Annotated in this window: 13 protein-coding genes and 1 riboswitch; of the genes, 8 read left to right on the top strand and 5 right to left on the bottom strand. The window is 53.1% G+C overall.

The window, feature by feature from the left end; all coding sequences use genetic code 11:
• Window positions 1–72 precede the first annotated feature (72 nt).
• On the top strand, window positions 73–765 hold the full coding sequence (locus SPK40_RS20335) for an OmpA family protein (protein WP_248144712.1): 693 nt from the start codon (window positions 73–75) through the stop codon (window positions 763–765).
• A 94-nt stretch (window positions 766–859) separates the two neighbouring features.
• Window positions 860–958, top strand: a riboswitch (yybP-ykoY riboswitch).
• 93 nt (window positions 959–1,051) lie between these two features.
• Window positions 1,052–1,609: a TMEM165/GDT1 family protein gene (locus tag SPK40_RS20340; protein ID WP_330961702.1), complete on the top strand. Its 558-nt coding sequence runs from the start codon at window positions 1,052–1,054 to the stop codon at window positions 1,607–1,609.
• Window positions 1,610–1,691: 82 nt separating this feature from the next.
• Here the strand turns inward: SPK40_RS20340 and tusA are convergent, their stop codons facing one another.
• Window positions 1,692–1,940 (bottom strand): sulfurtransferase TusA, encoded by a 249-nt coding sequence (gene tusA / locus SPK40_RS20345; RefSeq protein ID WP_248144710.1) that lies wholly within the window; start codon window positions 1,938–1,940, stop codon window positions 1,692–1,694.
• Window positions 1,941–2,089: 149 nt separating this feature from the next.
• Here tusA and SPK40_RS20350 point away from each other — a divergent pair, with 149 nt between their 5' ends.
• Window positions 2,090–2,260: a hypothetical protein gene (locus tag SPK40_RS20350; protein ID WP_371929360.1), complete on the top strand. Its 171-nt coding sequence runs from the start codon at window positions 2,090–2,092 to the stop codon at window positions 2,258–2,260.
• Window positions 2,261–2,403: 143 nt separating this feature from the next.
• Here the strand turns inward: SPK40_RS20350 and acuI are convergent, their stop codons facing one another.
• The 3 genes from acuI to fadB form a co-directional block, all read right to left on the bottom strand.
• Window positions 2,404–3,387 carry an acrylyl-CoA reductase (NADPH) gene (gene acuI / locus SPK40_RS20355; protein WP_330961703.1) on the bottom strand — a complete coding sequence of 328 codons (984 nt, stop codon included), beginning with the start codon at window positions 3,385–3,387 and terminating at the stop codon, window positions 2,404–2,406.
• A gap of 146 nt (window positions 3,388–3,533) precedes the next feature.
• A complete protein-coding gene (fadA, locus tag SPK40_RS20360) occupies window positions 3,534–4,703 on the bottom strand; it encodes an acetyl-CoA C-acyltransferase FadA (protein ID WP_330961704.1) in 1,170 nt (389 codons plus the stop codon).
• A gap of 16 nt (window positions 4,704–4,719) precedes the next feature.
• Window positions 4,720–6,882: a fatty acid oxidation complex subunit alpha FadB gene (fadB, locus tag SPK40_RS20365; protein ID WP_330961705.1), complete on the bottom strand. Its 2,163-nt coding sequence runs from the start codon at window positions 6,880–6,882 to the stop codon at window positions 4,720–4,722.
• A 349-nt stretch (window positions 6,883–7,231) separates the two neighbouring features.
• On the opposite strand from fadB, the gene SPK40_RS20370 reads away from it, so the two are divergent.
• The 5 genes from SPK40_RS20370 (at window position 7,232) to hemG (ending at window position 12,362) form a co-directional block, all read left to right on the top strand.
• Complete coding sequence (locus SPK40_RS20370) at window positions 7,232–9,106, top strand: S8 family serine peptidase (RefSeq protein ID WP_330961706.1); 1,875 nt, start codon at window positions 7,232–7,234, stop codon at window positions 9,104–9,106.
• A gap of 6 nt (window positions 9,107–9,112) precedes the next feature.
• Entirely contained in the window at window positions 9,113–9,595 is a 483-nt protein-coding gene (locus SPK40_RS20375; RefSeq protein ID WP_330961707.1) for a hypothetical protein, read from the top strand.
• A 115-nt stretch (window positions 9,596–9,710) separates the two neighbouring features.
• A complete protein-coding gene (locus SPK40_RS20380) occupies window positions 9,711–10,337 on the top strand; it encodes a YigZ family protein (RefSeq protein WP_330961708.1) in 627 nt (208 codons plus the stop codon).
• Between the two features lie 32 nt (window positions 10,338–10,369).
• Entirely contained in the window at window positions 10,370–11,827 is a 1,458-nt protein-coding gene (locus SPK40_RS20385) for a TrkH family potassium uptake protein (protein ID WP_248144704.1), read from the top strand.
• A 10-nt stretch (window positions 11,828–11,837) separates the two neighbouring features.
• Window positions 11,838–12,362, top strand: coding sequence for a menaquinone-dependent protoporphyrinogen IX dehydrogenase (gene hemG, locus SPK40_RS20390; protein ID WP_330961709.1), 525 nt, complete (start codon window positions 11,838–11,840; stop codon window positions 12,360–12,362).
• Window positions 12,363–12,469: 107 nt separating this feature from the next.
• Here hemG and SPK40_RS20395 read toward each other — a convergent pair.
• The coding region (locus SPK40_RS20395; RefSeq protein ID WP_330961710.1) for a hypothetical protein at window positions 12,470–12,673 on the bottom strand (204 nt) is incomplete at its 5' end.

The raw sequence follows: 12,673 nt of genomic DNA on the forward strand, positions 1-12,673 counted from the left end.
CAATGCAGCAAGATAGTGCTCAGTTGAAACGGGCGTCTCGCTGAGCTGACGAACAATAAATGGGGAACAAGCATGCAACAACACACTTCTGCGGCTTCACGTAAGTGGGTACGCGCTATCCTTTTCGCTGGTGTTACTTCAATGGTGGCGACAGGTTGTACGACTGTGAATCCTTACACTCGTGAAGATCAGACCGCGAAATCAACCAGCGGCGCATTGATTGGTGCTGTGGCTGGTGCGGCGATCGGTGTCGCTTCATCCAGTAAAAAAGACCGTGGTAAAGGCGCTTTGATTGGTGCGGCTTCCGGCGCGGCACTGGGCGGCGGTATCGGTTATTACATGGATGTGCAGGAAACCAAGCTACGTCAGCAACTGGAATCCACCGGTATTAGTGTTACCCGTAACGGTGATCAGATTGTCCTGAACATGCCGAATGCCATTACCTTTGGTGTTGATCAGTCGAACCTGAGCCAGCAGGCGATGGATGCACTGCAAAGTGTCGCGATGGTAGTCAATGAATACGATAAAACTCAGCTGAACGTTTACGGTTTCACTGACAGTTCAGGTTCTGATTCGTACAACCTGCGTCTGTCTCAGGTTCGTGCCAGCGAAGTCAGTAACTATCTGGTCCGCAATGGCGTCGCGGCACAGCGCGTTCTGGCGAAAGGCATGGGTGAAGCCCATCCGATTGCGTCGAATGCCAACCAGCAGGGTCGTGCACAAAACCGACGTGTTGAGATTGTGCTGAGTCCGCTCGAATCTTAATGACGTTTCGGCTAGTCACACTTTTCAAAGGGAAGCTTCGGCTTCCCTTTTTGATCACTTGAATCCCGGCAGGGTTCTGGCTATCATGCCGGTTCCTTTGGGGAGTAGCTTTCCGTTCTGACGGAACAATCATCAACATAATTGAAGCAAAATCTTCATGGTGATTGTGACTGACCATATCTCCGGTCGGTTTGGCGAGACCATAGGCAAACCGATATGAACCGGGGTGGGGCATGTCTGTTTGTCTTTGGTTTAAAATAATTATCCTCGCCCCAAAGAGCATGTCGTGAGCATTTTAGCTGTTTCTATTACTACCGTCGCATTGGCCGAAATCGGGGATAAAACCCAGCTGTTGTCATTGCTGTTAGCCAGCCGATATCGCAAACCGGTCCCGATTATTTTAGCGATCTTTTCAGCGACGATTTTGAATCATGCCCTGGCAGCCTGGTTGGGCGTTGTCGTGGCGGATTATTTGTCGCCGGAAGTTCTGAAATGGGTACTCGTGGTGAGTTTCGTGGCGATGGCGGGCTGGATTCTGATCCCGGATAAACTGGATGACGACGAGTCGATTTCCAGCCGCGGGCCATTTATTGCCAGTTTCATTGCTTTTTTCATTGCTGAAATCGGTGACAAAACGCAGGTTGCGACCACGATGTTGGGCGCAAAGTATCATGACGGTCTGATGCTGGTTGTATTGGGAACGACCATTGGTATGCTGCTGGCAAATGTGCCTGTGGTGCTGCTCGGGAAGTTATCGGCTGATAAAATGCCGTTGGGACTGATCCGCAAAGTGACCGCTGCGTTATTTGCGATGTTGGCTGTGGCTGCGGCGGTGGGTCTGTAATTCAGACAGAATGGGTGCACTGGGGCTCAGTGCGCCGGTGTAATCAAAATGTCATCAGGCAGCGCTAGGCTGCCTGACTCATTTATGCCTTGCCTTTCCGGATAAGAAAGCGATAAGGCAGAGATTCGGTATCCGCAGCTAGCAGGGTGTGATCCATAAAACGGCAGAAACTGGGAATATCGCGGGTGGTCGACGGATCATCGGCCAGCACCAGCAGGGTTTCGCCGTCGGCCATCTTGCGGACAGTTTTACGCACCATCATTACCGGTTCCGGGCAACGCAGTCCTTGTGCCTCCAGGCTGTGAGTGGCGGAATCAAAATTCGTGGTCATAGTCGTGCCATATCGTAAATGAGAGCCAGATCATACTCATGGATAATAAATAATCAACCAGGGGTTGGCAAAGGTAACAATTATGTGTAACTTAGTTAACAAGTTGTTAACTAAGTTGTCATCGCAGGGAGGCGGAGATGATTACTCAGATGGATAGACTGACTATTTACTGTGTGCTGTGCTTTATCGCTTTCTGCTCGATTGTACTGCGCAACGTTGATGAATTAACTGTCTTCTCGCTGGCGGGCCTGGTTGCCGCAGCGATTGGACTCTGGCTCGAGCTCTCACATTCTCCGGAGCTTGAGGAAGAGGAAAGCTAACTTTCACATCTACTACACTCCCCAGTTTTCTTGGGCTTCCCCGCTATTATGGCGGGATTTTTTTTACCTGTTGATCGTGGAAAAAAACCTCACCCGGTCAAACTGGATGAAGTTTTGGTAAATGTCTGTGAAAAAGCGATGGTTCAGGACAGCTTCACCAGTGTACGGCCGGTGACCTGGCCCTGAATAATTGCCTGAGCTAGTTCCGGCACCTGTTCCAGTTTGACGGTCTGGCCAGCTTGCTGGTAAAAGCTGTCCGGCAGCAATTCACTCAGCCGTTGCCAAGCCTTTACGCGTTTGTCATAAGGGCAGTAAACCGAGTCGATCCCTTGCAGGCGTACATTCCTGAGAATAAAAGGCATGACGGTGGTCGGTAAATCAAAGCCGCCGGCCAGTCCGCATGCTGCCACGACGCCATTGTAGTCGAGCTGGCTCAGCACTTTCGCGAGAACCTTGCTGCCGACGGTATCAATGGCACCTGCCCAGCGTTGTTTTTCCAGCGGTTTGGCTGGTTCTTCCAGTTCGCTGCGCTCAAGGATGGTGGTGGCACCAAGTTGTTTGAGCAGCGCACCATTTTGCGAAGCACGGCCGGTGACGGCTGTAACGCGATAGCCCAGTCTGGCCAGCAAAGTGACCGCGACGGAGCCGACACCACCGCTGGCACCGGTGACCAGTATCTCGCCGGACTCCGGCGTCAGGCCGGCATCTTCCAGGGCTTGCACACAAAGCATGGCGGTCAGCCCAGCGGTTCCGATCACCATGGTTTGCTCACAGGTTAGGTTCGCCGGTAAGGGAACCAGCCAGTCGGCTTTGACCCGGGCCAGTTCAGCCATGCCGCCCCAATGATTTTCACCGACGCCCCAGCCGGTCAGGACGACCTGATCGCCTGGCTGGTAGCGGCTGTCGCTGGATGACTTGACCGTCCCGGCAAAATCGATGCCCGGTACCATCGGAAACTGGCGGATGATCTTTCCTGCACCGGAGATCGCCAGGCCGTCTTTGTAGTTGAGGGAGGAATAGTCCACTGCAATTGTCACATCTCCGTCCGGTAATTGACTGTCTTCCACATCGCCGACTTGCGCCAGTGTTTTATTATCTTGCTGGTTGAGGATCAGTGCCTTAAACATGGTTTTTCTCCGTGCGAAGTAAAAGCGGTAAAGCATGAGTGTAGTGAGTCAGCTTGTCTGAAATCTGAATCTCAGACAAATTTTCCTGAAATTTAACCGAAAAAAAGCCCGCAACCGGTGCGGGCTTCGTGTTTGTCAGGGAAGAATTAACTATCCACTCGTTCAAAAATGGTGGCAATCCCCTGACCCAGGCCGATACACATGGTCGCCAGGCCGTATTTGACGTCGTGATGTTCCATCAGGTTAATCAGCGTGGTCGAAATACGGGTACCGGAGCAGCCCAGCGGGTGACCCAGTGCAATGGCGCCGCCGTTGAGGTTCACTTTCTCGTCGACCACGTCCAGCAGACCCAGGTCTTTGGCGCATGGCAGGGATTGCGCTGCGAAGGCTTCGTTCAGCTCAACCATGCCGATATCGTCAATTGTCAGACCGGCACGCTTCAGTGCCTTCTGGGTTGCCGGTACCGGGCCGTAACCCATGATGGACGGATCGCAGCCGGCAATTGCCATGGACTTGATGCGGGCACGGATCTTCAGACCCAGTTCCTTCGCTTTGCTTTCGCTCATGATCAGCATGGCAGAAGCACCGTCAGACAGGGCTGATGACGTACCTGCAGTTACAGTACCGTTGGCCGGATCAAAGACCGGACGCAGGCCGGACAGGGTTTCCACTGTGGTTTCCGGACGGATGACTTCGTCGAAATCATATACTTTCAGGATACCGTTTTCATCGTGACCTTCAGTCGGCAGGATTTCTTTTTTGAAACGGCCTTCAATCGTTGCAGCATGGGCACGCTGGTGCGAGCGGGCGGCAAAGGCGTCCTGCTGCTCACGGCTGATGCCATGCATGCGGCCCAGCATTTCTGCGGTCAGACCCATCATGCCAGCGGCTTGTGCCACAGATTTGGACAGGCCCGGGTGGAAGTCGACACCGTGATTCATCGGCACATGGCCCATGTGCTCGACACCACCAACCAGACAAATCTCTGCATCACCGACCATGATGGAGCGGGCGGCACAGTGCAGGGCATCCATCGATGAACCGCACAGACGGTTGACTGTGGTTGCACCTACGGTATGCGGAATACCGGCCAGCAGTGCGGCGTTACGGGCAACGTTAAAGCCTTGTTCCAGGGTTTGCTGCACACAGCCCCAGTAGATGTCTTCAATCGCTGTTGGTTCGACCTGAGGATTACGCTCCAGCAGGCCTTTCATCAGGTGGGCTGACAGATCTTCAGCACGTTTATTCCGGAATGCACCGCCTTTAGAACGCCCCATCGGGGTGCGGATGCAATCAACAATTACGACGTTATTCATGTGTTTATCCTCGTCCTTAAGCGTTTACGGGTGCGTTGTAATAGCTTTCGCCTTTCTCTGCCTTCTCACGAAGACCGGCAGGAACTTCGTAAACCGCGCCAAGATGAGCGAATTGATCAGCCATTGCCACATAGTTCGCCAGGCCGATGGTATCCAGGTAACGGAAAACGCCACCACGGAACGGAGGGAAGCCCACACCATACACCAGTGCCATATCTGCTTCTGCCGGGGTCGCAACAATGCCTTCTTCCAGACAGCGAACGACTTCGTTGATCATCGGAACCATGGTGCGGGCAATGATGTCTTCGTCACTGAAATCAGCGGTACGGCTGACCACAGGCGCCAGCAGTTCAGCCACTTCCGGTGCCAAATCTTTCTTCGGCTTGCCTTTCTTGTCGACGGAATAGGCATAGAAACCTTTGCCGTTCTTCTGACCCAGGCGCTGGTTCTCGAACATCACGTCAACAGCATCTTTGTAGTCTTTGCTCATGCGCTCAGGGAAACCTTCAGCCATGACGGCCTGCGCGTGGTGCGCGGTATCAATACCAACCACATCCAGCAGATAAGCAGGGCCCATCGGCCAGCCGAATTTTTTCTCCATCACTTTATCGATCTTGGTGAAATCGGCGCCGTCACGCAGCAGCAGGCTAAAACCGGCAAAGTAAGGGAACAGAACCCGGTTGACGAAGAATCCAGGGCAGTCATTGACCACAATCGGGGATTTACCCATCTTGGCAGCGTATGCCACCACGCGGGAAATGGTCTCTTCCGAAGTGTGTTCACCCCGGATGATTTCAACCAGCGGCATGCGGTGTACCGGGTTGAAGAAGTGCATGCCACAGAATTTTTCCGGGCGTTTGAGTGATTTTGCCAGCACGTTGATTGGAATGGTCGAGGTATTTGACGTGATCACAGTGTCTTCACTCACACGTTCTTCAACTTCGGCCAGAACCGCGGCTTTTACCTTGGGGTTTTCAACCACAGCCTCAACAATCACATCAGCATCTTCAATACCGGCGTAATGCAGGGTCGGCTGGATAGACGCCAGGATTTTTGCCATTTTCAGGCCATTGAGCTTGCCGCGCTCCAGTTGCTTGTTCAGCAGCTTGGAAGCTTCGGTCATCCCCAGATCCAGCGATGGCTGAGCGATGTCTTTCATCATCACCGGCACGCCTTTCAGTGCAGACTGATAAGCAATACCGCCACCCATGATACCGGCACCCAGTACGGCTGCACGTTGGGTGTCTTTGCCTTCTTTGGCTGCTTGCTTCGCTTTGCCTTTGATGTACTGGTCATTCAGGAAGATACCAACCAGTGCCGGAGCCACTTGGCTTTTCGCCAGCGCAACAAAGCCTTTGTTTTCGACTTTCAGTGCTTCGTCGCGGCTCATGCGCGCGGCTTCTTCAATACATTTGACCGCCGTGATCGGGGCAGGATAGTGCGGACCTGCAACTTGCATCACCATGCCTTTGGCTATGGTGAAACTCATGGTGGCTTCAATTTTGTTCAGTTTCAGCGGAGCCTGTTTTTGGGCACGGCGAGATTGCCAGTCCAGTTTACCGGCGATCGCATCTTTCAGCATGGTCAGCGCCGCGTCGTGCAGGGCTTCAGGTGCAACAACGGCATCAACCAGGCCAAGCTTCAGGGCTTCCGGAGCTTTCTTTGCTTTACCTGCGGCGATGATGTCCATCGCCGGATCGGCACCGATCAGGCGTGGCAGGCGTACGGAGCCACCCCAGCCAGGCATGATACCCAGTTTGGTTTCTGGCAGGCCGACCAGTGCGGTTGTGTCGGCAACACGAATGTCTGTCGCCAGAATACATTCGCAGCCGCCGCCCAGCGCAAAACCGTTAATCGCTGAAACGGTCGGGACAGAAATGTCTTCCAGGCGGTTAAAAATGGCGTTGGCGTCAGCCAGCCAGCTGGACAGGGTCTCAGCTTCCTGCGTCATGATGTCAGGGAACTCGGTCACATCTGCACCAACAATAAAAGCAGGTTTGCCGGACGTCAGGAGTACACCTTTCAGTTCGGTTTGCTGATACAGCGCATTGATAGCTTCACTGAGGTTTTCCAGGGTCTTGCGATCCAGCTTATTCACGCTGCCTGGCGCATTGAAGTTGATTTCCGCAATGCCATCCTCCAGATAGCTTACGGACAGGGTTTCACCTTGGTAAATCATGTTCTATCTCCGTGAATACCGGTTCACTTGCCGGCTTGATTTTGACTGGTTTGACCTGCAACCAGGTTAAAGATTAGTCTGGACTTGTTGTAAATGGATTTCAACACCTATTTTAAACAATTGTTTAAACCTTGATGTGGGTGTGTTGCAAAAGGTGATATGCACCGAAGCTTCTTTGGGTTATTCGTGGCTGATTTATTGAGTGCAATCTTTTGCTTTTGCGAGGCATTTCATTCTGCTTATCTTTTTTCACCGCTCCGTGTAGCAATGATGACTGTTGTCAGTATACATCCTGACTCTATTCCATCACTGGAATATCAATGGAATGAATCATATGAAGGATGTATGCATGAAGACAGCGTTGAAATTATTGCCTGTACTGGTTACGGCGGCTCTGGTGCCGGGGATGGCCCATGCGGCGACTCTGGCACAAGCGGCTGTGGTTCCGGAGCCGGGTACCGGTTGGGCCGGAGTACAGGATGACTTCACCTCAGACCCGCTTTATCCGCACCAGTGGCACCTGCAAAATCATGGCCAGACGGCATTTTCCCGTTCAGCCGGGATTGCCGGGCAGGACATGAACCTGTACGTGAGCCATGCGACTGGCGTGCGTGGTCAGGGCGTTACTATTGCGGTTGTGGATGATGGTCTGGAGATAGGTCACCCGGATCTGGCACCGAATATCCGCCCGGGCTCGCGGGATGTAGTGAATCACGATGATGACCCCTCGCCGGATGATCCGACCGACGGACACGGAACGGCGGTCGCCGGAATCGCAGCTGCCGCGGGCTGGAATGGTATCGGTGGCCGCGGTGTCGCACCGGAAGCGGGTCTGAAGGGGTTCAACTGGCTGAACAATCAGTCGATGGAAGCCTGGCTGCTGTCACATGGGGAAGCGGAAAACACGGCTGATGTGCGAGTGTTTAACCAGAGCTATGGTTCGTCCTCTTTATTTCCCCGCAAGTATGACCTTAATGATCTGGATGTTGCCCTCAGAGAGCAGGTCTACGAACACGTAACACGTGAATCCCACCAGGGACTTGGCAGCCTGTTCGTGAAATCAGCAGGCAACAGCTATCACCGCTTCTCGATGAATTTTACCTCTTTGGGCCGGACGCGGATTCTACCGGGTGACTATTACGATCCGAATCGGGTTGGCCCGCCGAACAACGGCCTGCCCATGCAGGACAGCAATATTACCCCGGACAATGCCAACTACTGGAATATGGTGGTGTCGGCGGTCAATGCTGAGGGGCAACGTTCCTCTTATTCGTCCGTCGGTGCGAACGTATTTGTAGCTGCACCGGGCGGTGAGTATGGCACGGATTCTCCGGCAATGATCACCACAGATGTGAGCGGCTGCGATGCCGGGTACAACACCCTGACGCGTACGACGAATGCGCTGCACGGAGGCACGGCGCTGGACCCGCGCTGTGAGTATAACGGTACCATGAACGGTACATCATCAGCGGCTCCGAATGCATCGGGGACTGTAGCCATGGTGATGTCGGCCAATCCGGACCTGAGCTGGCGTGATGTGAAGCATATTCTGGCGTCCACGGCGACCAAAGTCGATCCGAACAACACCGGGGTCAGCCTGACATTTCGTAACCTCGCCAATGAAACCAGCACGTATCAGGCAATTCCCGGCTGGCAGACCAATGCTGCGGGGTATGAATTCCATAACTTCTATGGCTTTGGCCGGGTGAATGTTGATGGTGCTGTGGCGATGGCACAGGACTATGAGACACCTTTGCCGCCTTTGTCGGTGACGACCTGGCAGCGTGTGACGGCACAGTCACAGATCCCGGATGCGACGTTGCAGGGGGCTGTCAGTGATTTCAACCAGCCGCAGGACTTTGTTGTGGAAGCGGTTCAGGTGAAGGTCGACATCGATCACCAGCGTGTCCATGACCTGGCGATTGAGCTGATTGCTCCGTCCGGTACCCGCAGTGTCATTATGTCGCCTCGCACAGGCATGGTCGGCCAGTCGATCAGCAATCAGGTGGCCGGTTTTGAACAGCAATTGCTGCTGTCGCATCATTTCTATGGTGAGTCTTCTCAGGGACGCTGGCAGTTGGTGGTGCACGATACCAATCGGGATGAATCCAGCTGGATTGCACAACCGGCTGAAGGAGAGCGGATCACGGTCCGGCAGGCCAATAACACTCAGGATGGCGTACTGAAATCCTGGGATATTCGATTCTTCGGACACGAGGGGTAAGTCAACATGAAAACCATTGTTATGTTCGCGTCATTGCTGTTTGTTACCCCGGCACTGGCCGCCTTGCCTGCAGTTAAACTAGTAACTGAAGCAGAAGCGAGCGCCGGTACGTTGATCCTGAACGGTGTGGCCTATCAGCGTTTGACGGATAACCAACCTCAAACTCGCCAGAAACGCTCACTGTCGGCGCCTCTGGCATCGGCAGAAACCTCTGCACTATATAAGGGAGATAAGCTGCGGGCACTGGACAGTGTCGGCGACACTGTTGAGGTGACCGGCAGCTTTCTGATCCGCCTTGGGCAAGACAAGGATGCGGCCGGTTTTGCGGCGCAGCATCAGCTGGAACTGGTTTATGCCCGTGGCGGTATTGCCCTGCTGAAGGCAAAAGATGGCCGCAACCTGCTGCCTGTCTTACAGTCGCTGGAGCACAGTTATCAGGTGGAGCAGGTGACGCTGGAGCTGAACCGTCAGCAGAACCAGCCTCAATAAACCAGGTGCTGCCGTTCAGAATATAAGGAGCTTCGGCTCCTTTTTTTGTGTTGTGAATCTGTACGCAGGGTTATGTTATTCTTGTGCCTTTCGATGATGTAAACGGACAAATGACATGGCACAGGCTCCATATCCCATCCCGGCAGCACCGGTGATTGCTGAAGAAGAAATCAAAAAGAGCCGGTTTATCACGTATCTGGCACATACGCCGGGTCTGGATGCCGCCAAAGCCTTTGTTCAGGAAATCAAAACGCGCCACGCCGATGCCCGTCATAACTGCTGGGCTTTTGTGGCGGGACGTCCCGACGATTCCATGCTGTGGGGATTCAGCGATGACGGAGAGCCTTCGGGAACGGCAGGCAAACCCATCCTGGCCCAGCTGAGTGGCTCGGGTGTCGGGGAAATCACAGCGGTCGTCACCCGGTATTATGGCGGGATCCGACTGGGCACCGGCGGTTTGGTGAAAGCTTATGGCGGCGGGGTACAGCAGGCGCTTGCTGTGCTCACCACCAAAGAAAAGGTGATTACTTCACCAATTTATATCAGCTGTGCGTATAATCAGGTGCCATTGCTGGAGGCTGTGATAGCCGAGCATGGTGCCGAGGTCGTTCATGCTGAATACGGTGCTGACGTCCGTATGACGCTTGAACTCGACTGCCGTCTGGTCGATAACTTCAAAGTCATGTTGATCAATCGCAGTAGCGGCCAGATTCGCATTCAGGACGCAGATGAAACTTCTTAAAAGAACAAAATGAAGAGCGCCCGCTAGATATTATGCAAATTCGTTCGATTATCCGTATTGTTGGCCTGCTGCTGGCATTGTTTAGTTTTACCATGCTGGTGCCAGCTCTGATCGCGTTACTGTATCGTGATGGTGCGGGTTTTCCCTTTGTCGTAACATTTTTTATCTTGCTCGCCGGGGGCGCTGCATTGTGGCTGCCCAACCGGCACCATCGGCGCGAACTGAAAGCGCGTGATGGCTTCCTGATTGTGGTGCTGTTCTGGACGGTGATTGGCAGCGCCGGTGCAGTGCCTTTTATTCTGTCCAAAACCCCGGACCTGTCGCTGACCGATTCCTTTTTTGAGTCTTTTTCTGCCCTGACTACAACGGGGGCGACCGTGATTGTCGGGTTGGATCAGTTGCCGAAAGCAATTCTGTTTTATCGCCAGATGCTGCAATGGTTCGGCGGGATGGGAATCATCGTCCTGGCCGTGGCGATTTTGCCGGTTCTGGGTATCGGTGGGATGCAGTTGTACCGGGCTGAGATCCCGGGGCCTGTGAAAGACAGTAAAATGACACCACGGATTGCTGAGACGGCGAAAACCCTGTGGTTTATCTATCTGGCGCTGACGGTTGCATGTGCGGCTGCCTTCTGGATGGCAGGGATGGATCTGTTCAATGCCATTGCCCACAGTTTCTCGACGGTCGCCATCGGCGGTTTCTCGACGCATGATGCCAGTATCGGCCACTACAACAGCACCGCGATCAATATGGTGACGGTGCTGTTCCTGCTGATTTCAGCCTGTAACTTCTCACTGCATTTTGCGGCCTTCTCTAATCGGGGAGTGCATCTGCGTACCTATCTAAGAGATCCTGAGTTTAAAGCCTTCCTGGTGGTGCAGCTGATCCTGCTGGTGATTTGTTACAGCTTGCTGATGAAGCACCAGACTTATGAGAGCTGGTGGTCAACCCTGGACCAGGCGCTTTTTCAGACCGTGTCGATTTCAACAACGGCAGGTTTTACCACCACCAGTTTTTCAGAGTGGCCACTCTTTCTTCCTGTGCTTTTGCTGTTCTCTTCCTTTATTGGAGGATGCGCCGGGTCGACAGGGGGGGGCATCAAAGTGATCCGCGTCTTGTTGCTGTTCCTGCAAGGAGTGCGTGAACTGAAACGACTGGTGCACCCGCGGGCGGTCTACACCATCAAAGTCGGGAACAAGGCATTACCACAACGCGTCGTGGATGCCGTCTGGGGTTTTTTCTCAGCGTACGCGCTGGTGTTCGTCGTTTGCATGCTGGTTCTGGTGGGGACTGGAATGGATGAGCTGACCGCATTCTCTGCGGTGGCTGCAACGCTGAATAACCTCGGGCCGGGTCTCGGACAGGTTGCCGTACACTTTGGTGAGGTCAATGATGCCGCGAAGTGGACGCTGGTTGTCGCGATGCTGTTTGGCCGACTTGAAGTATTTACCTTGCTGGTTCTGTTCACCCCGACATTCTGGCGCAATTAAGGAGAAGACTATGGAAAAGGTACTGATGCTGCACTCAAGCTGTGAAGGGCAGACCATCAAGATCCTCAAACATATCGTCCAGGACCTGGGCGCGGAATATCAATGTGAGATGCAGGATATTCATCAGCTGCCAGACATTAACTTCAGTGAATACGATAAAGTGCTGATTGGTGCTTCCGTACGTTACGGACATCTGAATAAAAAGCTCTATCAGTTTATTGAACGTCACCATGCATCGCTGGCCGCACAAAAAGCTGCTTTTTATTGCGTGAACCTGACAGCCCGTAAACCGGGTAAAGACACACCGGAAACCAGCGTCTATATGCAGACGTTTCTGAAAAAGTCATCCTGGCAGCCTGAATTGCTGGAAGTTTTTGCCGGGGCATTGCGGTATCCGCGATACAACTGGTTCGATCGCACCATGATTCAGTTCATCATGCGTATGACTGGCGGGGAAACCGACACCACAAAAGAAGTAGAATATACGGACTGGAAGCGTGTATCCGCCTTTTCTCAAGCTTTTAAACAACTATAGTGGGCAAAATTAGCTGCTTTTGATTAACTTTTATCCGAAAAACAAAAAAAACGAAAATTTCTCAAAAATGCGCTTGCGCCCTGAAAGAAAGTCCCTATAATGCCGCCTCACTGAACGGGATTACGGCGAAGAAAGCTGAAAACCAGAGGTTCACAGGAAAGTTGTTCCGAAATTGATTGAAAAAAGTGTTTGACACAGTTTTTCATTTCGATAGAATGGCCGCCCTGTCCACGATGAGCGAAATGCGAATCTGGAAAAAGTTCTTTAACAATTTGACCATGCAATCTGTGTGGGCACTCGACAATGATACA

It is taken from the genome of Photobacterium sp. 53610 (assembly GCF_036409375.1).
Classification (GTDB): Bacteria; Pseudomonadota; Gammaproteobacteria; order Enterobacterales; family Vibrionaceae; genus Photobacterium.